Origin of the sequence: Cupriavidus sp. 2SB, from assembly GCF_005503625.1 — a bacterium.
GTDB lineage: Bacteria > Pseudomonadota > Gammaproteobacteria > Burkholderiales > Burkholderiaceae > Cupriavidus.
Window position 1 is genome coordinate 1 of the sequence record NZ_SCMX01000066.1, and the last position, 23,678, is coordinate 23,678.

The 23,678-nt window shown below is 63.5% G+C and carries 21 protein-coding genes and 1 pseudogene; 9 read left to right on the top strand and 13 right to left on the bottom strand.

The window, feature by feature from the left end; genetic code table 11:
• Positions 1–98: 98 nt before the first annotated feature.
• A complete protein-coding gene (locus tag FFS21_RS24350) occupies positions 99–857 on the bottom strand; it encodes an SDR family oxidoreductase (RefSeq protein ID WP_137927273.1) in 759 nt (252 codons plus the stop codon).
• 260 nt (positions 858–1,117) lie between these two features.
• Between FFS21_RS24350 and FFS21_RS24355 the strand changes: the two genes are divergently transcribed.
• The gene (locus FFS21_RS24355; protein ID WP_137927274.1) at positions 1,118–2,593 is read left to right on the top strand and encodes an MFS transporter; all 1,476 of its coding nucleotides are present in this window, start codon (positions 1,118–1,120) and stop codon (positions 2,591–2,593) included.
• Between the two features lie 64 nt (positions 2,594–2,657).
• On the opposite strand, the pseudogene ilvA reads toward FFS21_RS24355, so the two are convergent.
• Positions 2,658–3,638, bottom strand: a pseudogene (gene ilvA, locus FFS21_RS24360) (threonine ammonia-lyase, biosynthetic); the annotation flags it as partial.
• Between the two features lie 552 nt (positions 3,639–4,190).
• Between ilvA and FFS21_RS24365 the strand changes: the two are divergent.
• Entirely contained in the window at positions 4,191–5,984 is a 1,794-nt protein-coding gene (locus FFS21_RS24365) for a putative bifunctional diguanylate cyclase/phosphodiesterase (RefSeq protein ID WP_137927276.1), read from the top strand.
• Positions 5,984–7,435 carry an HDOD domain-containing protein gene (locus FFS21_RS24370; protein WP_137927277.1) on the top strand — a complete coding sequence of 484 codons (1,452 nt, stop codon included), beginning with the start codon at positions 5,984–5,986 and terminating at the stop codon, positions 7,433–7,435. Before FFS21_RS24365 ends, FFS21_RS24370 begins: the two co-directional genes overlap by 1 nt.
• Positions 7,436–7,442: 7 nt before the next feature.
• Here FFS21_RS24370 and FFS21_RS24375 read toward each other — a convergent pair whose 3' ends face one another.
• The 3 genes from FFS21_RS24375 to FFS21_RS24385 form a co-directional block, all read right to left on the bottom strand.
• Positions 7,443–8,420 (bottom strand): sensor domain-containing diguanylate cyclase, encoded by a 978-nt coding sequence (locus tag FFS21_RS24375; protein ID WP_137927278.1) that lies wholly within the window; start codon positions 8,418–8,420, stop codon positions 7,443–7,445.
• 117 nt (positions 8,421–8,537) lie between these two features.
• Positions 8,538–9,185: a carbonic anhydrase gene (locus FFS21_RS24380; RefSeq protein WP_137927279.1), complete on the bottom strand. Its 648-nt coding sequence runs from the start codon at positions 9,183–9,185 to the stop codon at positions 8,538–8,540.
• A gap of 22 nt (positions 9,186–9,207) precedes the next feature.
• Complete coding sequence (locus tag FFS21_RS24385; protein WP_137927280.1) at positions 9,208–10,527, bottom strand: MFS transporter; 1,320 nt, start codon at positions 10,525–10,527, stop codon at positions 9,208–9,210.
• A gap of 148 nt (positions 10,528–10,675) precedes the next feature.
• Here FFS21_RS24385 and cyoA point away from each other — a divergent pair, with 148 nt between their 5' ends.
• The 4 genes from cyoA (at position 10,676) to cyoD (ending at position 14,997) form a co-directional block, all read left to right on the top strand.
• On the top strand, positions 10,676–11,737 hold the full coding sequence (gene cyoA, locus FFS21_RS24390) for a ubiquinol oxidase subunit II (RefSeq protein WP_137927281.1): 1,062 nt from the start codon (positions 10,676–10,678) through the stop codon (positions 11,735–11,737).
• A gap of 131 nt (positions 11,738–11,868) precedes the next feature.
• Positions 11,869–13,884 (top strand): cytochrome o ubiquinol oxidase subunit I, encoded by a 2,016-nt coding sequence (gene cyoB / locus FFS21_RS24395; RefSeq protein ID WP_137927282.1) that lies wholly within the window; start codon positions 11,869–11,871, stop codon positions 13,882–13,884.
• Positions 13,877–14,563, top strand: coding sequence for a cytochrome o ubiquinol oxidase subunit III (gene cyoC / locus FFS21_RS24400; protein WP_137927283.1), 687 nt, complete (start codon positions 13,877–13,879; stop codon positions 14,561–14,563). The genes cyoB and cyoC overlap by 8 nt, the downstream gene beginning before the upstream one ends.
• Positions 14,560–14,997, top strand: a complete 438-nt coding sequence (cyoD, locus tag FFS21_RS24405) for a cytochrome o ubiquinol oxidase subunit IV (RefSeq protein WP_137927284.1) — start codon at positions 14,560–14,562, stop codon at positions 14,995–14,997. The genes cyoC and cyoD overlap by 4 nt, the downstream gene beginning before the upstream one ends.
• A 77-nt stretch (positions 14,998–15,074) precedes the next feature.
• On the opposite strand, the gene FFS21_RS24410 is transcribed toward cyoD, so the two are convergent.
• From FFS21_RS24410 to FFS21_RS24425, 4 genes are all read right to left on the bottom strand, one after another.
• Positions 15,075–16,616 carry a methyl-accepting chemotaxis protein gene (locus FFS21_RS24410; RefSeq protein ID WP_137927285.1) on the bottom strand — a complete coding sequence of 514 codons (1,542 nt, stop codon included), beginning with the start codon at positions 16,614–16,616 and terminating at the stop codon, positions 15,075–15,077.
• A 289-nt stretch (positions 16,617–16,905) separates the two neighbouring features.
• Positions 16,906–18,198, bottom strand: coding sequence for an MFS transporter (locus FFS21_RS24415; protein WP_137927286.1), 1,293 nt, complete (start codon positions 18,196–18,198; stop codon positions 16,906–16,908).
• A 155-nt stretch (positions 18,199–18,353) separates the two neighbouring features.
• The gene (locus tag FFS21_RS24420; RefSeq protein ID WP_137927287.1) at positions 18,354–19,127 is read right to left on the bottom strand and encodes a CDP-diacylglycerol diphosphatase; all 774 of its coding nucleotides are present in this window, start codon (positions 19,125–19,127) and stop codon (positions 18,354–18,356) included.
• 30 nt (positions 19,128–19,157) lie between these two features.
• A complete protein-coding gene (locus tag FFS21_RS24425; protein WP_130392286.1) occupies positions 19,158–19,391 on the bottom strand; it encodes a CDP-diacylglycerol pyrophosphatase in 234 nt (77 codons plus the stop codon).
• Positions 19,392–19,596: 205 nt separating this feature from the next.
• On the opposite strand from FFS21_RS24425, the gene FFS21_RS24430 reads away from it, so the two are divergent.
• On the top strand, positions 19,597–20,301 hold the full coding sequence (locus FFS21_RS24430) for a DUF899 family protein (RefSeq protein ID WP_137927288.1): 705 nt from the start codon (positions 19,597–19,599) through the stop codon (positions 20,299–20,301).
• A 67-nt stretch (positions 20,302–20,368) separates the two neighbouring features.
• Complete coding sequence (locus FFS21_RS24435; RefSeq protein WP_137927289.1) at positions 20,369–21,430, top strand: phytoene/squalene synthase family protein; 1,062 nt, start codon at positions 20,369–20,371, stop codon at positions 21,428–21,430.
• Positions 21,431–21,481: 51 nt separating this feature from the next.
• On the opposite strand, the gene FFS21_RS24440 is transcribed toward FFS21_RS24435, so the two are convergent.
• The 4 genes from FFS21_RS24440 to FFS21_RS24450 all read right to left on the bottom strand — a co-directional run bounded on the left by FFS21_RS24440 (position 21,482) and on the right by FFS21_RS24450 (position 23,573).
• On the bottom strand, positions 21,482–21,793 hold the full coding sequence (locus FFS21_RS24440) for a hypothetical protein (RefSeq protein ID WP_137927290.1): 312 nt from the start codon (positions 21,791–21,793) through the stop codon (positions 21,482–21,484).
• A 201-nt stretch (positions 21,794–21,994) separates the two neighbouring features.
• Positions 21,995–22,132: a hypothetical protein gene (locus FFS21_RS32140; RefSeq protein WP_171020485.1), complete on the bottom strand. Its 138-nt coding sequence runs from the start codon at positions 22,130–22,132 to the stop codon at positions 21,995–21,997.
• Positions 22,133–22,256: 124 nt separating this feature from the next.
• Positions 22,257–23,000 (bottom strand): sulfite exporter TauE/SafE family protein, encoded by a 744-nt coding sequence (locus FFS21_RS24445; protein WP_137927291.1) that lies wholly within the window; start codon positions 22,998–23,000, stop codon positions 22,257–22,259.
• Between the two features lie 174 nt (positions 23,001–23,174).
• Positions 23,175–23,573: an FKBP-type peptidyl-prolyl cis-trans isomerase gene (locus tag FFS21_RS24450; protein ID WP_137927292.1), complete on the bottom strand. Its 399-nt coding sequence runs from the start codon at positions 23,571–23,573 to the stop codon at positions 23,175–23,177.
• Positions 23,574–23,678 lie beyond the last annotated feature (105 nt).

The window sequence follows — 23,678 nt, forward strand, 5'->3', positions numbered from 1 at the left end:
CAAGCCTCTCGCCCGTGACAAGCGATATTCGAGCTTGAACCGCTGGCCCTCTCCCCCGCCCCTCTCCCGCAAGCGGGAGAGGGGAGCACACCGAACCACTACCCCCGCCCCACAAACGGCATCTTCGTCGCCATCACCGTCATGAATTGCACATTGGTTGCCAGCGGCAGGTTGGCCATGTGCAGCACCGAACTGGCGATGTGCGCCACATCCATCAGCGGTTCCGGGCGGATTTCGCCATTGGCCTGCGGCACACCACGCGCCATGCGGTTGGCCATGTCGGTGCCGGCGTTGCCGATGTCGATCTGGCCGCAGGCAATGTCGTAGGCGCGTCCGTCCAGCGAAAGACTCTTCGTCAGCCCCGTGATCGCGTGCTTGGTCGCCGTGTAGGGCACCGTGTTGGGCCGGGGAGCGTGCGCAGAAATCGAGCCGTTGTTAATGATGCGGCCGCCCTGCGGGTCTTGCGCACGCATCAGCGCGAACGCGCCACGTGCGCACAGGAAGGCGCCGGTCAGGTTCACATCGAGCACAGCCTTCCATTGTTCGACCGAGAGTTCGTCGATGGGTAAGGCCGGGGCATTGACACCGGCGTTGTTGAACAGCACATCGAGCCGGCCAAAGCGCTCGCGGACCTTCGCGTAGAGCGCATCCACCGAAGCGGGGTCGCTGACATCGCATTGCACGGCCAGCGCAGTCTGCCCGGCAGCATTGGCCTCGTCGGCCAGCGCCTGCAGCGTTTCGGCGGTGCGGCCCGCCAATACCACCTGATAACCATCCGCCAGCATGGCCTGCGCCACGGCCTTGCCAATACCACGGGCGGCGCCCGTGACCAGTGCCACCTTGTTATGCGTTGTCATGCCCGATGTCTCCTGTCGGTGAAAAAGCTGGCGGTCATCGTACATCACGTTAGCAAGGGCAACCTTTCAACTTGCCTGCAATCGTCGCTCCACCATGACCCCGCTATGTGTGCAGTTCTAAAGATATAACAACAATGCATTTGGTCTGAACAAGGGGTTGTCGTACGATTCGCCGCTGGTCGGGGCGAGATAGGTGGAGTGCTGGGGAGGCTTTCGCTGAAACGTTCCGACTCCATTCCAGCCCTCAAAACTACAAAACCATGTCAGTCGATCTCGCCCTGTCGCCCGCCAGTACGGCGGCGGCCAGCCCGGCGGCCCCGTCGAAGGCCGTCATCCGTTCCGCCGCCGATGTGACCCGTCTCGTCAACGATGGCGGCGCGGCCGTCAGCAACGCGCGCATCGTGGTAGCCATCGCCCTTGGCGGCATCTTTCTGGATGCCTACGACCTTGGCGCACTGGCCTTCGGTCTCAAGGACGTCACCCGCGAATTCAACCTCACGCCGGCCGGCACGGGCATGGTGGCATCGGCCATCACGTTCGGCGCCATCGTCGGTGCGTTCCTGGGCGGCTACCTGACCGACCGCATCGGCCGCTACCGCGTGTTCATGGCCGACATGCTCTGCTTCGTCTTTGCCGCCATCGCCTGTGCGCTGGCACCGAACGAGTACGTGCTGGCCGGTGCGCGCTTTGTGATGGGCCTGGGCGTCGGCATCGACCTGCCGGTGGCCATGGCGTTCCTCGCGGAATTCTCGAAACTGAAGGGACACGGCAACAAGGCCGCGCGCGTGGCCATGTGGTGCCCCACCTGGTACGCGGCGATCTGCGTCTCGTACCTGCTCGTGCTCGGCTGCTACTCGATCCTGCCGGAATCGCATAGCGGCCTGCTGTGGCGCATCATCCTCGGCTTCGGCGCGGTGCCCGCGCTGATCATCATCGCCGTGCGCAGCCGCTACATGAGCGAATCCCCGATCTGGGCCGCCAACCAGGGCGACCTCGAAGGCGCGGCCAAGATCCTGCGGAAGTCCTACGGCATCGACGCCACCGTGGCGCCCGACGCGGTAGTGGAGCCGCCCAAGCGTCCGGCCTCGTGGCGCAACTACGGCCTGCTGCTCAAGGGCGTGTACGCGCGCCGGACCACGCTGGCCACGATCATGTCGATTGCCTCGTCGTTCGCCTATAACGCGGTGGCGTTCGGCCTGCCCGTCATCATCGCCAGCTTCCTGGCGCAGACGATGCTGAACACGATCCTGATCTCGCTGGCGCTGAACCTGCTGTTCGCGTTCGTCGGCGGCCTGATCGGCGTGTACCTTGTGCCGAAGACCGGCGCGTGGAAGCTGACTGTGACCGGCTACGCCTTCCAGCTGGCCGCACTGGTCGGCCTGGCGCTGATCGGCAAGCCGGCCGGCACGGCGCAGATCGCCCTCGCCATCTCGTTCCTGGCGGTCTTCCTGCTGGGCCAGGGCTTCGGTCCCGGCGCGCATACCATGACATACGCGTCGCTGAGCTACCCCACCTCGCTGCGCGGCGTGGGCGTGGGCTTCAACCAGACGCTGATGCGCGCCAGTTCCACGGCATCGCTGTTCCTGTTCCCGGTGCTGGCCGCCACGCTGGCTACCAAGGTGTTCTGGGTGATCGCGCTGGCTCCGCTGCTTGGGTTGCTGGCGCTGCTGGCGATCCGCTGGGAACCGGCGAACTACGATGTGGATGCCGAGGATTTTGTGGCAAGCAAGGTCTGACGGTTTGACTCCCCTCTCCCGCAAGCGGGAGAGGGGAGAAACCCGTAGCAATTTACCGCGCTCCCTCCGCCCGCTCCGCCACGATCCGCAACCGGTCGAAGTTCATGTTCGCCCCCGACGTGATCGCCACCAGCGATTGCGCCGATCCCTCGGGCAACCCTTCCGCATACTGTTTCAACCCCGCCACGGCCAGTGCGCCGGCCGGTTCCACCAGGCTGCGGGTGTCCTGGAACACGTCCTTGATCGCCGCGCACAGGGCGTCGGTATCCACGGTCAGCACGCCATCCAGCAGATGCCGACATAGCCGGAAGGTCTCTTCCCCTACGCGCTTGACCGCCGTGCCATCCGAGAACAGCCCCACCGTTTCCAGCGTCACCCGCTCGCCGGCTACCAGCGAGCGGGCCATGGCGCAGGAGTCCTCGGTTTGCACGCCGATCACGCGCACCTCGGGCCGCACCGCCTTGATATAGGACGCCACGCCCGCCGCCAGGCTGCCGCCGCCAATCGGCACAAACACGGCGTCCAGTGCGCCGCGATGCTGGCGCAGGATCTCCATGCCTACCGTGCCCTGCCCGGCAATCACGTCGGGATCATCGAACGCCGGGATGAACGTGAGCGCATGCTCTCGCTGCAAGACCATGGCGTGGTCGTAGGCATCGGAATACGACTCACCGGCCAGCACCACTTCCACCATGTCGCCCCCGTGGGCGCGTACGGCATCCACCTTGACCTGTGGCGCGGTCTGCGGCACCACGATGATGGCGCGCACGCCCAGCCGCGCGGCGGACAGTGCCACGCCCTGCGCGTGGTTGCCGGCCGACGCCGTGATCACGCCGCGCGCCAATGCATCGGCGGGCAGGTTGACCATCTTGTTGTAGGCACCGCGTACCTTGAAGGAGAAAACGGGCTGGTGATCCTCGCGCTTGAGCCAGACGCGGTGACCGAGCCGGGCCGAGAGGCTCGATGCCTGTTCCAGCACCGTCTCGCGCGCCACGTCGTAGACCCGGGCGGTCAGGATGCGCCGCAGGTAGTCATCGGCATCGATCGCGCCGATATCGGCGGCAACCGGCACAGAATGCAAGAACGGGGAGACGGTCGAAACGTGGGCGGTCGATGGCATACGGCACTCCTGGCTGAAAGCGTGGAACCCAGGAGGCGGCAACAAAAAACCCGCCTCGTTGGGCGGGTTTGTTTGTCTGTTTCGGACGCGCGCTAACCCACCATTCTTGGAATGGTGCGAATAATCGCGATGGCGATGGCGTTGGATTGCAGGCCGAGACAGGTCATGGCAGCGAGTGTCACGGATTTCACTACATCGTGTCAATCCCGGTGCATGGATGGCGTGTGCAGGACAAGCCGCCTGTTGTAGCGGCGCCGATTCCCGCAATCCGTTACGCAGCGCGGCCTACAGGCGTATGCAACCTCGTATTAGAATCGGCGCTGTTGCGCCACACCGCCTGTCAAAGCCAGTGGTCATGATCCGGGCATGCATTTGCCATGGACTGGTTTTGGGTCAAACAGGCGGCGGCATTTCAGTTTCAGACAATTCCATCCGATATCCATCCTGCGTCCACCGGACTTCGGGCATAAAAAGTACATGACCGCGCTTGCATACGATGTAGCCCTGGCACCCGAGCCGGCCGACCGCCGTGCGCACGGTGCCACCCCTGCCGGGGGCGAGGCCTGGGCGTTGCTGGAAGCATCCGGCGCGCTGGCCATGTGGGTGGACGCCCAGGGCCGGATTCTCGAAGCCACCGAGACCACAGCCGATCTGCTGGTGTACCCGCTCGACTATCTGCGCGGTGCGTCGTTGCTCGACCTCGTTGCGCTGGAATCCCGTGAGCGTGTTGCCCAGATGCTGAATGGCTGCGCCCACGATGGCGCCGCGCGCCGCGAGCGCGTGCGCATGGCCGGCGGCATTGGCGGCCCGGACTGGATCGACCTCCGGGTCAGCCAGCACACCGCGTCCAATGGCGCCCGCACCCTGCTGCTCTTCGGCCACGACATTACCGACTGGGTGGAATCCCAGCGCGAACTGACCGAGCGTGCCTTCCTGGATCCGCTGACCGGCGTGGGCAACCGCGCCTATATTCGCAAGCGGATCGAGGAATACACGTCCGGGCAACGCCTTGCCCAGCCCGGCAACGCGGCAGGCCAGGGCTTTGCGCTGGCGCTGATGGACCTGGACGGGTTCAAGAACATCAATGATTCGCTCGGCCACGAGTTCGGTGACGCGCTGCTCAAGGAAGTGGGCGCCCGGCTGCAGGACACCGTGCGCACGCGGCACAGCGTGGCACGTCTGGGCGGCGACGAGTTCGTGCTGCTGCTCGATGGCCTGGCTTCCGAGGCCGACGCCGTGCGGATTCTGGAGCGCGTGATCCACGTCTGCCGCCAGCCCTTCCTGCTGGGCGGCTGCCATGTGCGCATCACCACCAGCATTGGGCTGGCCTATTCGGCCGGCGCGCCGCAGAGCGAATCGCAATGGCTGCGCCGCGCGGACCTGGCGATGTACGAGGCCAAGGCGCTGGGCAAGAACCGCTACTGCGTCTATACGTCCGAACTCGATCGCCGGCTCGACGAGCAGTTCCGCATCGAGCAAAGCATGTTCGAGGCCGTGCAGAACGGCGAATTCCTGCTGCACTACCAGCCCATCGTCTGGCCGGACTCCGGCAAGATCTGCGCGGTGGAGGCGCTGATGCGCTGGGAGCATGCCGGTGAAGCCATTCGCCCGGACATCTTCATTCCCGTGGCCGAGAAGAATGGCCTGATCAAGCATCTGGGCGCCTGGGCGCTGCGCTGCGCCTGCGCGCAACTGGCGGCCTGGGATGCACAGGGCATCCACGTGGGCCATATGTCGGTGAACGTATCGGCCGTGCAGTTCCTGCATCCGAACTTCTTCGACAGCGTGCGCGCCGCCATCCAGGACGCCGGTATCGGCGCGGACCGTCTGGTGCTGGAAATCACGGAAAGCGTGCTGATGACCGACCCGAAGGCGGCCGAGCAATTGCTGCTGTCGCTGCGCGCGCTCGGCATCCGCTTTGCCGTGGACGATTTCGGCACCGGCTATTCGAGCCTGTCCTATCTGCGCCGCTTCCCGCTGTCTGCACTCAAGGTGGACCGCAGTTTCGTGGCGGACATGATCGATTCCCCGCACGCGCGGACCATTGTCTCCGCGGTGCTGTCGCTGGCGCGCGAGCTGGGCCTGGTGGCCATCGCCGAGGGCGTGGAGACCGAGGCGCAAGGCGATCTGCTCGCGGCGCAGGGCTGCGATCTCGTACAGGGCTGGCGCTATGCGCGCGCCCTGAGTCCGGCCGATTTCGAGAACTCGGTGCTCGACGGCACGCTCGTCATGGGCCAGGGTGAAGTCTTCACGCAACGGGTGGCTGCCTGATGTCATCCAAGACAGCCTTCTTCGAGACCTTGTGGGCACGGATGGCGCAGCAGGGAGACTTCCCCACGCTGCAGTACTGTGTCGACAACATCTTCAAGACGCTCAATGCCGATCTCAGCGTAGGCGAGATGGCCACGAGCGTGCTCTCCGATTTCAGCCTGTCGCAGAAGGTGATCCGGCTGGCCAACTCGGCCATGTACCGCTCTTTCGGCGGCGAGGTCACCACGGTCTCGCGCGCGATCCTGGTCCTGGGCGTGGAGGCAATCAGCCACCTCACGCTCGGCATCCAGTTGCTCGATTACTTCCACGGCGTGGCGCCCAAGCGCCCGCAGGCCGCCAAGGCGCTGCAACGCGTGCTGGTGGCGGGCGAGATCACGCGCGCACTGAGCCAGGCACGCGGCATCAACGAGGGCGAGGAAGCCGTCGTCTGCACGTTGATGTACCACATGAGCCGGCTGCTGCTGGTCTTCTACTTCCCCGACGAATGGGAGCGCGTGGAGGCCATGTGCGCCGCGCATCCGATGACGGAGAACGAGGCCACGCTGGAGGTGCTTGGCGTCTCGCTGGAGGAAATCGCCGAGGCCGCTGCCGCGAAATGGCGCCTGCCGGGACTGATCGCCCATGCGATGAAACCTCGCACGATCTCGTCGGACACCCGCATCGAAACGCATTCGGACTGGCTTGCCGCCATCGCCCATGTTTCCTCCGAAGCGGCGGTAACCATGGTGCGCGAAGGCACCCAGGAATCGGTCGAGGCGCTGCTGATGTCGCACGCCAAGATGCTGGGCCTGAATCCCGGCGATGTCGGCGTGGCCGTGAGCCAGGCCGATACGCTCAATGCCTCGATCACCGAGGCGGAAACGGTCGCTCCCACGGATGGCGCGGCGTCGCACGGTGCGCAGCCCGTACACGTGCTGGAGCGGCTGCAGCAAGGTCTGGCCGAGGTACGCCGCGAAGGTGCGGGCCTGTCGGTGTCTCAACTGGCGCCGATGGTGCTGGAGACCAGCATGCGCGCGCTGGATTTTTCGCGCTGCTTCCTGATGATGCTGAACCCGGCGACGCGGCGTTTCCACGCGCGGCTGGGCTTTGGCGAAGGCATGCGCGAGGCATTGCCGGCGCTGTCGTTCGAGGAAGGATTCGTCCCCGACGTCTTCCACTTCGCGGGCCTGTCGTCGCGGCCCCTGCTGATCGAGGACACGTTCGAGCCTGAAGTGGCGCACCGCATGCCGCGCTGGTATCGCGATGCATTGCCCGACGCGCGCTCCGTGGTGCTGGCACCCGTCAAGATGCGCAATCGCTGTATCGCGCTGATCTACGGCGACTGGGGCGCAACGCGCATGCCGGCCGCCCTCGGCGAAGCCGAGATCGATGCCATCGACGCATTGATGCAGGAGATCGCCGCTGGGGTCATGCGCGCGGCGCCCGACCGCAGCGTGCCGCGTCCGCGCTGATCCGGCGCTACTGAGGGTTCTGCGCCGCCTTGCGCTCGGCCTTATTGCGATACATCGCCGCATCGGCTTCGGCCAGCAGGTCGTGGATGTTGCCATGGCGCGGCGGCGTGAACGCAATGGCGCCCGTGCTGTAACGCAGCGCATAGCCAGCCGGATTGCGCGCATTCCACGCCGCCACCTGCGCATGCAACCGTGCCAGCGCGTCGGTGCAACCGTTCAGATCGGTATTGGTCAGCAGCGCGGCAAATTCATCGCCACCAAGCCGCCCCACCACATCGGACTCCCGAAACGCCGCGCGCAATTCCGCTCCGAACGCCATCAACGCGCGGTCCCCCTCGGCATGGCCGAGCTGGTCGTTGATGAGCTTGAAGCCATCCATATCGAAGAACACGAGCGTCGCGGGCCGCTCCAGTCGTCGGCACAGTTCCACGGCATGCTGGCCCAGCACGGCAAACCCGCGACGATTCGACAACGATGTCAGTTCGTCCATCGTCGCCAGTTGCACCGCGGCCAGTTCCTGCTCGGCCATCTGTGCCAGGTCGTGCAGCAACGCGCGGTCTTCGGGGCCAAACTCGCGCGGCGTCCGGTCTACCAGGCACAGCGTGCCAAGCTTCACGCCATTGGCCGCCGCGAGCGGGCATCCTGCGTAGAAGCGGATATTCGGTTCGCCCGTGACCAGCGGATTGTCATGAAAGCGCGGGTCCTGCGTGGCATCGGTAATCAGCAGGATGTCGTCGCAGTTGATGGCGTGGCCGCAGAACGACGTATCGCGCGGCGCTTCCCTGCCATCGAGTCCTTCGCAAGCCTTGAAGAACTGCCGGTTGGTATCGATCAGGCTGACGACTGCAATCGGTACATCGAACAGTCTTTTGGCCAGGCGCGTCAGACGGTCGAATCGCTCTTCGTACGGCGTGTCGAGAATATTCAGTGAGCGCAGCGTCGCCACGCGCAGGGCTTCGTTGGGAGGAATCGGGGGCAGTTGCATGTTCGGGGTTCAGGCCGGCATATCAATCCGTATGCATGACATCATTCCTGACTACGGCCAGATCGCCCAGTTAATGAACCCTTTGTTGCACTTTTCCGTCGATTGTTCGCAAGGCAATCATGCTCGTGCAATGGTGGCCGTGACCTCGGGATGCTCGACCAGCGGTACGAAGCTCCCGGTGCGGCTGTCGTAGGCATCGATGCCGCCCGTGCCAATGTCATAGACCCAGCCGTGCAGGTCCACGCGTTTCTCTTCCAGTGCCTGTGCAACCGATGGATGCGTGCGCAGGTGCGCAAGCTGCTCGATCACGTTCTGCCGCACCATGTCGTCAACGCGCTCCCGGTCAGACGCATGCGGTTTCGCCAGGCAGATCTTGTGCGCACCGCCAGCATGCTGGAGCCAGCGCGCCACGGCCGGCATATGGTCGAGGTCCTGCCCCATCGCCACCGCCGTCATGGCCCCGCAGTTCGAGTGGCCGCAGATCACGATGTCGCGCACCTTCAGGCCGGCCACCGCGAACTCCACGCTGGCCGACACACCGCCGGGCTGCACCGCGTACGCGGGCACGATGTTGCCCGCGTTGCGGATCACGAAGAGATCGCCCGGCTCGCTCTGCGTCAGCAGCGCGGGTTCCACGCGGCTGTCGGAACAGGCGATGAACAGCGTGCCCGGGTTTTGCTGCGTGGCGAGATGGCGGAACAGCGCGGAGCGCTGCGGATAGGCTTCGCGCTGGAACTTGAGGATGCCCCGGACGAGATCTTTCACTTCGGCGCTTTCACGTCAGGCGTCATTCGTCCGGTGTACCGAGCGCACGGTTCACGCGCAGCGCAATCAGCGTGCCCAACACCCCTGACAACAGGTACAGGCTCACCGCCGCCAGGCCGAACAGCGACGACAGCCCCAGCGCGACCAACGGTGCAAACGCAGCACCGAACAGCCAGCCAAAGTCCGTGGTCAGCGCAGCGCCCGTGTAGCGGAATTTCGGATCGAAGTTCGACGTGACCGCGCCAGCCGATTGCCCATAGGACAGGCCCAGAAACCCGAAGCCCACCAGGATGAAGATGTCCTGCGCAGTGGAATCGCCACCCAGCAGCCACGGCGTGGCCAGACTGAAGATACCGATCAGCACGGCCATTACCGCCAGCGTGGTGCGCCGGCCAATCTTGTCGGCAATCCAGCCGGAGATGATCGTGCCGATGATCGCGATGAAGCCGCCCACCAGCTGGATCGCCAGCACGTCGGAGATGTCCTGGGTCTTGTGCAGGATCACCCAGCCCAGCGGAAAGACCGTGACGAGGTGGAACAGCGCATAGCTGGCCAGCGAGGCGAAGGCGCCCAGGAAGATGTTGAAGCCCTGCGCGTTGACCATCTGCAACGTGCTCAGCGGCTCCAGTTCGTCTTCCTCCAGCAGCCGCGTGTATTCGTGGGTCACCACCAGCCGCAGCCGTGCGAACAGCGCCACCACGTTGATGGCGAAGGCCACGAAGAACGGATAGCGCCAGCCCCAGTCGATGAACTCCGCCGGTGTCAGGCTCGCATGCAGGAACAGGAACAGCCCGCCCGCGATGATGAATCCCGTGGGCGCGCCCAGTTGCCCCAGCATCGCGTACCAGCCGCGCTTGTCCGCCGGGGCATTGAGCGCCAGCAGCGAGGGCAGCCCGTCCCAAGAGCCACCGAACGCAATGCCCTGCACGAAGCGGAAGAACGCCAGCAGGTAGATCGCCGCGCTGCCGATCGACGCATAGGCTGGCAGGAAGGCGATGCCCACCGTGGCGGTGCCGAGCAGGAACAGCGAGGCAGTCAGCTTGGTACCCCGCCCCCACCGGCGCTGGATGCGCATGAACAGCGCGGTGCCGAACGGGCGGCCGATGAACGCGAACGAGAAGATCGCGAAGCTGAACAGCAGCGCGTTCAGCTCACTGGCAAACGGAAAGTAGACCTTCGGGAAAACCAGTACCGAGGCGATGCCGTAGACGAAGAAATCGAAATACTCGGAAGCACGCCCAATCACCACGCCTGTGGCGATTTCGGCAGGTGCCACCTCGTGGTGTCCCGGCGCCGGAGGTGCAGTCGGCGACGCGCGATGCTGGTGGGTCAGACTGGCCATCGTGGAGTCTCCATCGAGAGCAGAAGGAATGTCGTACTGCACTTAAAGTCCCGCACTGACAAGAATAGCGCCTAAACTGCCATTGGAAATCGAAAGATTGCTACGTCGGTCCGCCGTCGACGTAATTCAAACGCCACTTCCGAGAACCATGCCACGCTTCGATGCTGCAGTGCCAACATTTGGTGTGACGAAAAGATTGCTTCTTAGAAGTGCCGCAATCGCCATGCTCCTGACCGTCGCGGGTTGTGGCAACGCGGTACTGCTGTCACCTTCCGGCGACCTCGCCGTGCGCAACCGCGACCTGATCATCATCGCCACGCTGCTGATGTTGCTCATCATCGTCCCGGTGATATGCCTGACGCTGCTGTTCGCATGGCGCTACAGAGAGAATGCCAAGGACGCGCCCTACAACCCCGAGTGGGACCATTCCACCGTGCTGGAACTGGCCATCTGGGCCGCGCCACTGCTGATCATCATTGCGCTGGGTGCCGTGACATGGGTGAGCACCCACCAGCTCGATCCTTACCGGCCCATCACACGGCTCGACGACAAACGCGCCGTCCCCGCCGACATCAAGCCACTGACCGTGGAAGTGGTGGCGATGGACTGGAAATGGCTGTTCCTGTATCCCGAACAAGGCATCGCGACGGTCAACGAACTGGCCGCGCCGGTGGACCGGCCCATCGCGTTCAAGCTCACGGCCACCTCGGTCATGAACGCGTTCTTCGTCCCCTCCCTGGCCGGCATGGTCTACGCGATGCCCGGCATGGAAAGCAAGCTCCACGCGGTGATCAACAAGCCCGGTGTCTACGAGGGCTTGTCATCGAACTACAGCGGCGCGGGCTTCTCGCACATGTCGTTCAAGTTCCACGGCCTCTCCGAAGGCGATTTCGACAAATGGGTGCAGCAGGTGAAAGCCTCGGGCACGCCCCTGTCGAAAGAGAGTTACCAGGCGCTGGCCAAGCCCAGCGAACGCGAGCCGGTGCGGCGCTACGCCAGCGTGGCCCCCGAGCTCTACCAGCAGATCCTGAACCGTTGCGTGGATGGCGGCACCTGCATGGCAGACACGATGGCGCTGGACCGCAGCCGCGGCAAGTTCGATCCTTCCGCTGAAATCTGCACCGCCAGCAATACCGTGGCCGTGTCGCCGGCATTTGCGCCGGATGGCGCGGCACCGGGCGCGGTGGACGGCGGGCGATTGTTACGCTGACCTTGCAGTGACCGTTGCGATGGCGACGGTCTGCCATGCGGCATTCCAGGCAATCGGCGTAATCCAGGCTTTCAACGCTTTTCATCTCACTCGTCGGCCAGAATTGGTCAACACAGGCCCAGGTGACAAACATGCCCGAGCACTCCACACTCGCCAGTCCGCTTCATCCGATCTTTGGCCGACTCTCGTGGGAGGCCATCCCGCTGCATGAACCGATCCTGATCGCCACGTTTGCCGTCGTGCTGCTCGGCGGCGTGGCACTGGTAGGGCTGCTGACCTACTACCGCGTCTGGGGCTACCTGTGGCGCGAGTGGTTCACCAGCATCGACCACAAGAAGATCGGCATCATGTACGTCATCCTGGGCATCGTCATGCTGCTGCGCGGCTTTGCCGACGCAGTGATGATGCGTATTCAGCAGGCCGTGGCCTTTGGCGACAACCTCGGCTACCTGCCCCCTCACCACTACGACCAGATCTTCACGGCACACGGCGTGATCATGATCTTCTTCGTGGCCATGCCGCTGATCACGGGACTGATGAACTTTGTGGTGCCGCTGCAGATCGGCGCGCGTGACGTGGCGTTCCCCTTCCTCAACAACTTCAGCTTCTGGATGACCACCGGCGGCGCGGTGCTCGTGATGATGTCGCTGTTCGTCGGCGAATTCGCGCGCACCGGCTGGCTGGCATATCCACCGCTATCGGGCATCCTGCACAGTCCGGATGTGGGGGTCGATTACTACATATGGGCGTTACAGGTAGCGGGGGTGGGGACACTGCTATCGGGTATCAACCTGCTGGTCACCATCGTCAAGATGCGCGCACCGGGCATGACGCTGATGCGCATGCCGATCTTCACGTGGACGGCGCTGTGCTCCAACGTGCTGATCGTGGCCGCATTCCCGGTGCTGACCGCAGCGCTCGCATTGCTCTCGCTCGACCGCTACGTCGGCACCAACTTCTTCACGGCAGACCAGGGCGGCAGCGCCATGCTCTACGTGAACCTGATCTGGATCTGGGGCCACCCCGAGGTCTACATCCTGGTGCTGCCCGTGTTCGGCGTGTTCTCCGAAGTCACCGCCACCTACTCGCGCAAGCGCCTCTTCGGCTACGCGTCGATGGTGTATGCCACGGTGGTGATCACGGTGCTGTCTTACCTCGTATGGCTGCACCACTTCTTCACGATGGGCTCCGGCGCCAGTGTGAACTCGTTCTTCGGCATCACGACGATGATCATCTCGATACCGACCGGGGCGAAAATCTTCAACTGGCTGTTCACGATGTACCACGGCAAGATCCGCTACGAGCCACCCATGCTGTGGACGGTGGGCTTCATGATCACCTTCGTGATCGGCGGCATGACGGGCGTGCTGCTGGCGGTGCCGCCGGCGGACTTCTCGCTGCACAACAGCCTGTTCCTGATTGCCCACTTCCACAACGTGATCATCGGCGGCGTGCTGTTCGGCCTGATGGCGGCCATCTCGTACTGGTTCCCGAAAGCCTTCGGCTACAAGCTGGTGGCCTCCTGGGGCAAGGCATCGTTCTGGTTCTGGCTGGTGGGCTTCTACTTCGCCTTCATGCCGCTGTACTGGCTGGGCCTGCTCGGCGTGACGCGCCGGATGAACCATTTCGACGATCCCTCGCTGCAGATCTGGTTCCAGATTGCCGCGTTCGGCGCGTTCCTGATTGCGCTGGGCATCGCATGCTTCATCATCCAGCTGGTGGTCAGCTTCCTGCGCCGCGACGAACTGCGCGACGTAACGGGCGATCCGTGGGATGGCCGCACGCTGGAATGGTCCACTTCATCGCCGCCGCCGCAATACAACTTCGCCTTCACCCCGGTGGTGCATGACACCGACGCCTGGTGGCAGATGAAGCAGCTCGGCTACAAGCGTCCGCTCGAAGGGTTCATTCCGATCCACATGCCGAAGAACACGGCGGCGGGCATCGTCCTGGCGGGACTCTCCACGCTGATGGGCTTTGCACTGATCTGGCACATCTGGTGGCTCGTGATCGCGTCGTTCGCGGCCATCATCATTGCCGCCATCATCCACACCTTCAACTACAAGCGCGATTACTACATTCCGACCGACGATGTGGTGCGGACGGAAGCCTTGCGCACTCAACAACTGATGACCGGCCATGGTTGATACGACGCTCCCCCTGCACCCGAACGGCACGCCGGCACATGCCCCCGTGCCCACAGGCACCGCCGCGGCCGACGACGTGCCGCCTGGCGGCTACCAGTTCTACCTGACCGAGGAACATCATCCGCAGAACGGCACGCTGCTGGGGTTCTGGATCTACCTCATGAGCGACTGCCTGATCTTCGCGTGCCTGTTCGCCGCCTATGGCGTGCTGGGCCGCGAATATGCAGGAGGCCCGACCGGGGCCGAGTTGTTCGATTTGCCGCTGGTGGCGCTCAACACCTCGTTCCTGCTGCTGTCGTCGATCACGTACGGCTTTGCGATGCTGCAGATGCAGCAGAAGCGCGTGGCCGGCACGCAGATCTGGCTGGCCATCACGGCGCTCTTCGGCGCCGGGTTCCTGTTCCTGGAGCTCTATGAGTTCGCGCATCTGATCCATGAAGGCGCAGGCCCCACGCGCAGCGCGTTCCTGACTTCGTTCTTCGCGCTGGTCGGCACGCACGGGCTGCACGTGACCTTCGGCATGCTCTGGCTATTCGTGCTGATGGTGCAGGTCGGCAAGCACGGCCTGATTCCGGCCAACCGCCGCCGCCTGATGTGCCTGTCGATGTTCTGGCACTTTCTGGACGTTGTCTGGATTGGCGTCTTCACCTTTGTCTACCTGATGGGAACACTGCCATGAGCGCGCAAGACCACGCACTGGATGGCCACGGGCACGGCCACGACCATGAGCACGACCATGAAGAGGAAGGACCGCATTCCACGCTGGGCGGCTACCTGACCGGCTTCGTGCTGTCGGTTTTCCTGACCGCTGTGCCGTTCTGGCTGGTGATGGGCAACGTGTTCGACAAGTCGTCGACCACGGCCATCGTGATCCTGTTGATTGGCGCGGTGCAGATCGTGGTGCACATGATCTACTTCCTGCACATGAACGCGAAATCGGAGGGCGGCTGGAACATGCTCTCGCTGATGTTCACGCTGACGCTGGTGGTCATCACGCTGTCGGGATCGCTATGGGTGATGTTCCACCTGAACAGCAACATGATGCCGCACATGCAGCACGTACAGGATGCGGCCCAGTCGGGTGGCACGATCGTGCCGCCGCGGACGAAATAGCTTCGCGAAGTATCGCTTTACGCGCAAAAAAACGCCGGCAGATCCAGGTCCGCCGGCGTTTTTTTTGCTCAAACCAATCAGGCAGCCAGCCGGAACGTTGCCACCGCTTCCTTGAGACGCTGCGCCTGCTCTTCCAGCGAGCCAGCCGCCGCAGCAGCCTGCTCCACCAGCGCGGCATTCTGCTGCGTGACGGTATCCATCTGCGTCACCGCCTGGTTCACCTGCTCGATGCCGGCGCTCTGCTCGGCGGACGCCGCGCTGATCTCGCCCATGATGTCGGTCACGCGCTTCACCGCGCTCACGATCTGCTCCATGGTCTCTCCGGCCTGCGCCACCAGTTGCGAACCGCGCTCGACGCGATCTGCCGAATCCCCGATCAGCGACTTGATTTCCTTGGCAGCCGTAGCCGAACGTTGCGCCAGGCTGCGCACTTCGCCTGCCACCACGGCAAAGCCGCGACCTTGCTCGCCGGCACGTGCCGCTTCCACGGCAGCGTTCAGCGCCAGGATGTTGGTCTGGAACGCGATGCCTTCGATCACCGAGATGATGTCCACCACCTTGCGCGACGACGTGTTGATCTCGTCCATCGTGTTCACGACCTGGCCCACCACGTCGCCACCCTGCGTCGCCACTTCCGATGCGTTCACAGCCAGCGAACTCGCCTGCTTGGCGCTATCCGCGTTCTGCCGCACGATGCTGGTCAGCTCTTCCATGCTCGACGCAGTTTCCTGCAGCGACGATGCCTGCTCTTCGGTGCGTTGCGAAAGATCGGTATTACCCGCCGCGATCTGGCTCGTACCCGTGGCAATTGCCTCGGTGCCGTTGCGCACTTCCTTGACGATGCCAAGGATGTTGTCGTTCATCTCGCGCAGGGCTTCGAGCAACTGCCCCGTCTCGTCCGTGCTGTCCACGTCGATGCGGCTCGTCAGGTCGCCAGCGGCCACGGTGCGCGCAAAGCCTACCGCGCGATGCAGCGGGCGCGTGATGCCGATGGTCAGCCACCAGGCAAAGCTCACGCCAATGGCCAGCGCAATCACGCCCAGCAGGATCAGGCCGTTGCGCGCGCTTTCATAGATGTGGTTGATCTCGCCAGCGGTCTGGTCGATCGACGTGCGCTGGATATCGAGCAGCTTCTGGATTTCGGCAAGGTACGCATCGCCAGCCGGCACGAACTCGTTGTCGAGCACCTTGTTCGCGTCATCCGTCAGGCCCTCGGCCTTGAGCTTGGTGATCTTGTCGCGCGAATCGTTGTACGGATTGCGCACCACCTGGATCTTCTTGAACGCGGCCTTTTCTTCCTCGGTCTTCAGCGTCGGCTCGATCTTGTCGCGCAGTTCCGCAATCGCCTTCACCGAATACGCCGTCTCCTTGGCGAAGAACGCGCCGAGCGTGGGGTCACTGCTACGCGCCACGGCCGTGGTGCGACGCACGCTCGAATACATGAGCCGATACCAGTCGCTCACCAGCCGTTCCTTGGCCAGCGGTTCCTGCATCATCTCGTGCGTGCGGCCTGCAACTTCCTGCAGCCTGTAGACGCCCAGCACCGTCATCAACGTGCTCAATACCAACACCACGCCAAAGCCAATGCCAAGGCGCACACCAATACCAAGATTCTTCATTTCTTCTTACCTGATTGATTGGTTCGTGGCAGGCCGTGGTCATTGCACACGGCCGCTCCTCCTGCGTAGCCGCGCGATGCATGTACGCACGGACAGACATTGGAATTCCTAACGGTCAGGCGTAGAAGAAACTTGAGCAAAAACCAAGGGAAAACGCGAATTGCGGCGACAACGTCAAACTGAAAGCTGTTTGTAATATTGAAATGATTGCGGCGGATGAATGCCCCCTTTAGTGAGGCCACTCACCCGCCGCTGTGGTGCGATGTTTCGCGCTTGCTTCGCTATGACGTCAGGGCTTCGCAACCGGTGCCGAGGTGGGGCTGAACCAGTAGGCCACCAGCGACAGCACCACGGCGATGACCGCCGAAAGAAAAATGGCCGCGTAGATATCGGGGTTCGCCCAGCCGCGTTGATGACCCATGTTGGCGATCAGGCCGAAGCCCCACGACGTCAGCGCCGAGCCGAGAAACACGAACGTGTTCAGCACACCCAGCCCCCGACCGCGCGCCTGCGCGGGAATCAGCGCTCGACCCTGTGCCATCACCAGCGGATGCAACATGCCGATGGTGGACAGCAGCGCCATCATCGCCACGCCGGACACCACGCCAGCATCGGGCCAGATCGTCAGCGCGATACCGCCCATCATCGCAAAACACGCCCATCCGCCTACGGTCGACTTGAGCGTGTTGCGGCGTACAAGTACAGGCAGCAGGAATGCCGTGAGGAATCCGGTCAGGCTCAGCAATGTCAGCGCCACGCCGCGCGCGCCGGCCTGCATGCCAAACACATCCGCAAGATAGGGACCGCTCCACGCGTTACGGAAACCCGTACCCGCTGCCATCGCCACGCACATCGGAATCAATGTCCAGAGCGGCCAGTACGCCAGCAGCTTGCCGCTCTCGGCCAGCATGGCCCCCATCGGCGCCTGCCGCGCCTGCGCGTGACCGCTGTCTCGCACATAACGCCACACGCCGTAACACGCGCCCACCATGCACAACGCGGACACTGCCAGCGCGGGCCGCCATCCCGCGTGCTGCGAGATCCATCCCAACGGGGCCGTGGCACACAATGCGCCAACCATGCCCAGCGCGTTGGAGCGACTCACAATTCGCATGTATTGCCGCTCGTCGAGATTTTCGGAGGCGTAGTGCAGCAGGCCCATGAACACGGGCGCACAGGCCAGACCGAGACCCATCTGCGCGAGCATCGCCACCGCCCAGTTGGGAGCAAGCACGAAGCCAACTGCCGATAACGCACCAATCGCCAACAGCCACGCCGTGGGACGCCCCACGCCATAGCGATCGAACGCAATGCCTACGGGAATCTGCGCGACAGCAAACGAAAGGAAGAAGCACGACGACATCGCCCCGAAACCGGCGGGCGACAACGCAAAGTCATGCTGGATCTCGGGCGCAATCACCGCCAGGCAACTGCGATAGAACTGGCTCAGGATGAAGGCGAACGTCAGCAGCGCAAGGCCGCGCGAGACGGTGGTCTGATTGGGAACAACGGAAGTGTGCGGGCGCCGGTCAGACGCGGGCGTTGCCGGATTGGATTCCGGTTCTGGTGCCGGGGTATGCATTGGGATACGTCGAAGGAGGCTCGCGACGTATTCTACGCGGCAAGATGCTGGCGTCGGCTCTCGCGGCGCCCGTCACACGCAAGAAAAAGCCGATCATCGCGCAATGATCGGCATTCCACCGGCCTCACATTCCACCTGGCAAAACCTCTGCCGGTTCAACCGTCCGATGGCAACGCACGTCCCAGCTTGCAACCGCGATCCAGGAAATCACTCGCGTGGCCGTTGCCACCTGCCGCCTTGTCCACCGGCTCATCGACCACGACAAACCCTGCCACACCGCCCGCTGGCTGGATATAGCCGACGAACACGCCACGGTCTGCAATCTCCTTGCCGCCCGCGCTCTGCCTGACCACATCGAAAGGATCAACAGTCAGCGTGGGCTGCGCGGACGGAATCAGCATGGCGCGCACCGGCTTGCCCTGGAAACTCAGGTCGGACCATTGCGTGCCGATCTTGTTCGTCGTCAGGAAATCGCGCGCGCGGTCGCTGATGCAATCGAGATGGATATGAAGTTGATCCTGGCTGCGCGACGCGCGCGCATTGATCGCCAACCCGACGAGCGGATCGGGCAACGGCTTGCCAATCGACTTGGCGACGATGTCACGCGCCTGCCAGCCGAACATCCACGCACTGTGTGTTTTGCCGTCCGACCAGACACGCGGATCTTCCACGCCGCCGACGGGCTGGTCAGGAATCACGAGATAGTGGGAGGCTCCAATCGCATCCTTGTACAGCACGAAGCCGCGCTGGCGATCGACGATGACGCAATCGGTGTGAGTAGGCGTGGCAGGAACGAGGCACCGTTCCTGCACATGTTTCCAGAGCGAATCGCGGGAGAAGGCACCGACCAGGCGTTCCAGCAGGCCCACATCGGCAAAGGCATGCCCCGACGCGGCAAGCGCCAGGCAACACAACAGCAAACGTCTCACTTCGGCAAACTCCCAGGTGCGCCAGATGCTTCAGCGCGCAGTGCGTCCGCCGTAGTAAGTGCCGTTGCGGGGATTCGAAACCATGTAGTCGTGGCTGCGCGCCCAACGCTGGGCGGCCAGGAAGACTTCAGGTTCACGTTGACTCCAGGCGCTGATCATCAGCGGTGGAACTTCATCCTCGGTATTGAGGTAGACAGCCGCCCGATGCAATGGGCCACGGTCTAGGGTTCCTGGAATCGTCGAGGTACGAATCGTCACGCGCATCAGGTCATTCCTTGAAGCCCAGATGCTAGAGATTATGCAGCGCCGCGCGTGACATGGGAATGACTGTCACATAGCGCAGTGCGCATGTGGACACGTCTTTGCCTATGCTGGTCAGACAGCCGCGCCGGACCGGGCTTTGCGGGTAGCGCGGGTTTTTCCCAGCGTGGCGCGTACGCCACGCTTTCGCTTTTCAGGAGGGCAGACGATGACGCAATCGTCCACTTTGGTGCCGGCAACCGAGCTTGCCGCGCGTAACGTTATCCACTTTCCGAACGAAACCACCGCCTATCGCCAGGCGCGCAACGCGCTGCTGGCAGAGGAAATCGAACTGCGCCGCCATATCGAGCGCGTGGCCGTCATGCGCCGGGAACTGCCGCCGGGCGGCGAAGTGACCAAGACCTATCGTTTCACAGGGGAAAACGGACCGGTCACGCTGGCCGATCTCTTCGGCAACAAGGACACGCTGGTGATCTACAGCTACATGTTCGGGCCGCAACGCGAGAAGCCCTGCCCGATGTGTACATCGCTGATGGCGGGCTGGGAGGGCAAGGTGCCCGATATCGAACAACGCGTGGCGCTTGCCATGATCGCGCGCTCGCCCATCGAGCGCCTCAAGACAGCCAAGGCGGAACGTGGCTGGACGCAGTTGCCGATCTACGCCGACACGGATGGCGATTTCACACGTGACTACGTCAGCCCCAGGGACGAGGACATGCCCGCCTACAACGTGTTCAGCCGGCGCGACGGCACGATCCGCCTTTTCTACAGTTCGGAGTTCTCTTTCGACATATCGGACCCCGGACAGGACCCGCGCGGCGCACCCGATCCCGATCCACTCTGGACATTGCTCGACACCACCCCCGAAGGACGCGGCGACTGGTATCCCGAACTCTCGTATGAGAAGTCCTGACATGCAGTGACGCCAGCGGGACGGCCTCCCGCTACAATGCGCCGTTCCTCGACGCCATCACCATGCCATGCCGACACCAGACCGGGCCTTCCTGCTAGGCCCGTTACTCAAGGGAGTGTCCCGCTCGTTCTATCTGACACTGCGCATCCTGCCTGCGGGCATGCGCGACCCTGTCGGCCTTGCCTACCTGTTGGCTCGCGCCGCCGATACGATCGCCGATACTTCGCTGATTCCGCCCGCGCAGCGGCTGCAACTGCTGCTTGCGCTGCGCGAGCGTGTGAATGGCATCGATGACAACGGCGCACTGGCGCAACGCCTCGCTGTCGAAGTGGCCGGACAACAGACCGACTCCAACGAGAAAGTGCTGCTCGAATCGATCGGTCCTGCGCTCGACGTGCTGGCCCAGCTTGCCAAGCGCGACCGCATCGCCGTGCAGGGCATCGTTACCACGCTCACCGAAGGCATGGAGTTCGATCTGCGCACGTTCCCGGACGAACGTTCGGGCGAAGTGGCCGCGCTGCCGGCCCTGGCCGATCTCGATCGCTATACCTATCTCGTCGCCGGTTGCGTAGGCGAGTTCTGGACCACGATGACCGATGCGCATGCACCCGGCGTCATGCAGGCACCAGTGGACACGATGCTGCGCCGTGGCGTGCGCTTTGGCAAGGCGCTGCAACTGGTGAACGTGCTGCGCGACTGCGGCAAGGATTTGCGCATCGGCCGCTGCTACCTGCCCACCGAAGTGCTCGATCGCCATGGCCTGACACCACAACTTCTGCTCGATCCAGCGAATTCAACGCGCGCCGTGCCCATGCGCAACGAACTGCTGCGCATCGCACTGGATCACTTCCGCGAAGCCGCGGCCTACACCTTCGCCCTGCCCCGTACCGCCATCCGCTTGCGGCTCGCGTGCCTGTGGCCGATCCTGATCGGGCTCGAAACGCTGGCGCTATTGGCAGAGAACGACGCTTGGCTGGACCCGGCGCGCGCGAGCAAGGTGGACCGCCGCAGCGTGTATCGCATCCTGGCGCGCAGTACGGGGCTGGTGATGTGGGATGGGCAACTGCATCGATGGATCGATGGGTTGATCGAGCGTATCGAAGCGCGTATCGAAGACCGCACGCGCTGAAACGCACAAGGGCCGCTTTCGCGGCCCCTGGGACAACTTCGCTACGCCAACTTACTGCGCTGCCGGCGCCTTCTTCTGCGCCTTCTGCGACGACTTCTTCTTCGTGCTCTTGGTGTCGGTCAGGGCCGACGACGTGCTCTTGTTCGCGCCCTGCGTGTACGGATCGAACTTGTCGCCAGCACGCGCCGCGTCGGGCGTATAGCCATCCTTGTTCGACACGCGCGCCGGATCCGGCACATAGCCGTCCTTGTTGGTGGTGCGCATGTTGTAGTCGTAGCGGTCGGCGGGGTTGGCCGGGCCGGCTGCGAATGCCAGCCCCGGAACAAACACTGCCACCGCCAATGCCATCGTGAACGCCTTCATGGAAGCCTCCCTGCGAACGATTGAATTTGACGTACGCAAAGTCTGGCAGGACAAAAGCGTACGGACCATCTGCAAGCCTAGTCGTTAGTTCCCCGAATCGCCATGACGACGAAGGGGCGCAGCATGCATCACCGTGCGATTTCGAAAAAAGCTGTGTCGTGCAGCAAGCCGAGCACCAACAAGGGGCGTCTCGCAGGCTGATCAGGGACGCAGCAGGTCGAACCCGGCCAGCAGCACGACGCCGCTCAGGACATCCATGGACATCGTGCCATTGCCAAGAATCAGGATGGCGGCGGCGGTCCACGACGTGGCGCAGAAGAGGAAAAAACGCTTGTTCATGATGCGGGGCGATGCAGGGCGAAAGCGGCCACAGGGGCGGTGGCGGAATGTGCTAATCAGTATAAACCCTGATTTCCGCTCGTCGAAGGCCCGATTTATGGATGTGCCGCATCGGGCACGGATCTCAGATCAGTTTCGGCACCGATGCCACAAGCATGGCCACCCCCGACGCACTCAGCAGCGTCAGCACGATGCGCCGGAAGGTGACTTCGCTGATGCCGATGTAGACGCGCGTGCCGATCAAGGTCGGAATCAACATGGCTGGCGCCACGATGGCGAACATCGGCAGCATGTCGCGCGTCACCAGGCCCGTGGCAATGTAGACACCCATCGTCACGATCAGCGCGCCGAGGTTGAAGTTCTGGATGACCACGCGCTGGCGGTCCTTGTCAAAGCCGCGCAGCGTGCACCAGAGCGTGGGCACGATGCCGGTGAAGCCGCCGATGCCACCCATGATCCCGCCGATTGCACCGACGACCCCATCCGCAACGCGGCCACCATGCGTGATGCGCGGCATGCGGCTGGCGAACAGCATGATGGGACAGAACACCACAAGCACAGTGCCAAGGCAGAGCTTGAAGAGGTTGACGTCGAGCATCGGCAGCACGCTCACGCCAATGGGAATGCCGACGAGGCCGCCCAGCAGGAACGGCAGCACCGTGGCGAGGTGAAACTTGCGGCGAACCGTGAAGGCGGCAAGCAACTGCCCGGTTAGCGATCCGAACACCGACATCGCCGCCGCCATATGCGGTTCCACACCCCACGCCCAGAACGACATCGCCACCATGCCGAACGCAAAGCCCGACAGACCTTGAACAAAACCAGCGACAGCGGCGCCCAAGGCGACGATGAGGAAGAGGGAGTCCATGGGGGCGATATACGAGAACCGAGGGGTTGCTCCCCTCTCCCTATGGGAGAGGGGCGGGGGAGAGGGCAGGCGGTTCAAATTGCCAACAGTAGGCAAGCAGAACTTCTGGCCCTCTCCCCCAACCCCTCTCCCGCGATGCGGGAGAGGGGAGTCAAAGCAATGGAGAGGAAAGCCTTACTTCCCGATCCCCAGCAACTCCACCTCAAAATTCAGCGTCGAGTTCGGCGGGATCGTGCCTGGGACGCCGCGTGCGCCGTAGGCAGTGGATGCCGGGCAGGTCAGCTTGGCCTTGCCGCCAACCTGCATCTTCTGCACGCCTTCGGTCCAGCAGGGAATCACGCCGTTCAGCGGGAACGAGATCGGCTGGCCGCGCTTGTACGAGCTGTCGAACTCGGTGCCATTGGTCAGCGTGCCACGATAGTGGACCTTTACCGAATCAGTCGCCTTCGGCGACGGGCCCGTGCCCTTGGTGATCGTTTCGATGACCACGCCCGAAGGCAGCGTTTCGGCGGCAACGGCCATGCCCGAGACTGCCAGCGTCGCGGCGGCAAGCATCAGCGAAAGAGTTTTCATGTGAATTGGGTCGTGTCGGAGTGTAGGGATGGCGCCCGATCGCCAGACCGGACGCCAGCCGGCAAGTGTACACGTCACACTCGCCGGCGCACTGCATGGCTCGCC

Coding starts and splice junctions, on each gene's coding strand:
- FFS21_RS24440 (WP_137927290.1), bottom strand. CDS start 21,793: ATGAAGGCGTTCACGATGGCATTGGCGGTGGCAGTGTTTGTTCCGGGG.
- cyoD (WP_137927284.1), top strand. CDS start 14,560: ATGAGCGCGCAAGACCACGCACTGGATGGCCACGGGCACGGCCACGAC.
- FFS21_RS24425 (WP_130392286.1), bottom strand. CDS start 19,391: ATGCGCGTGACGATTCGTACCTCGACGATTCCAGGAACCCTAGACCGT.
- FFS21_RS24385 (WP_137927280.1), bottom strand. CDS start 10,527: ATGGCCAGTCTGACCCACCAGCATCGCGCGTCGCCGACTGCACCTCCG.
- FFS21_RS24430 (WP_137927288.1), top strand. CDS start 19,597: ATGACGCAATCGTCCACTTTGGTGCCGGCAACCGAGCTTGCCGCGCGT.
- FFS21_RS24410 (WP_137927285.1), bottom strand. CDS start 16,616: ATGAAGAATCTTGGTATTGGTGTGCGCCTTGGCATTGGCTTTGGCGTG.
- FFS21_RS32140 (WP_171020485.1), bottom strand. CDS start 22,132: ATGAACAAGCGTTTTTTCCTCTTCTGCGCCACGTCGTGGACCGCCGCC.
- FFS21_RS24370 (WP_137927277.1), top strand. CDS start 5,984: ATGTCATCCAAGACAGCCTTCTTCGAGACCTTGTGGGCACGGATGGCG.
- cyoA (WP_137927281.1), top strand. CDS start 10,676: ATGCCACGCTTCGATGCTGCAGTGCCAACATTTGGTGTGACGAAAAGA.
- FFS21_RS24365 (WP_137927276.1), top strand. CDS start 4,191: ATGACCGCGCTTGCATACGATGTAGCCCTGGCACCCGAGCCGGCCGAC.
- FFS21_RS24445 (WP_137927291.1), bottom strand. CDS start 23,000: ATGGACTCCCTCTTCCTCATCGTCGCCTTGGGCGCCGCTGTCGCTGGT.
- FFS21_RS24355 (WP_137927274.1), top strand. CDS start 1,118: ATGTCAGTCGATCTCGCCCTGTCGCCCGCCAGTACGGCGGCGGCCAGC.
- cyoC (WP_137927283.1), top strand. CDS start 13,877: ATGGTTGATACGACGCTCCCCCTGCACCCGAACGGCACGCCGGCACAT.
- FFS21_RS24435 (WP_137927289.1), top strand. CDS start 20,369: ATGCCGACACCAGACCGGGCCTTCCTGCTAGGCCCGTTACTCAAGGGA.
- FFS21_RS24375 (WP_137927278.1), bottom strand. CDS start 8,420: ATGCAACTGCCCCCGATTCCTCCCAACGAAGCCCTGCGCGTGGCGACG.
- FFS21_RS24415 (WP_137927286.1), bottom strand. CDS start 18,198: ATGCATACCCCGGCACCAGAACCGGAATCCAATCCGGCAACGCCCGCG.
- cyoB (WP_137927282.1), top strand. CDS start 11,869: ATGCCCGAGCACTCCACACTCGCCAGTCCGCTTCATCCGATCTTTGGC.
- FFS21_RS24450 (WP_137927292.1), bottom strand. CDS start 23,573: ATGAAAACTCTTTCGCTGATGCTTGCCGCCGCGACGCTGGCAGTCTCG.
- FFS21_RS24350 (WP_137927273.1), bottom strand. CDS start 857: ATGACAACGCATAACAAGGTGGCACTGGTCACGGGCGCCGCCCGTGGT.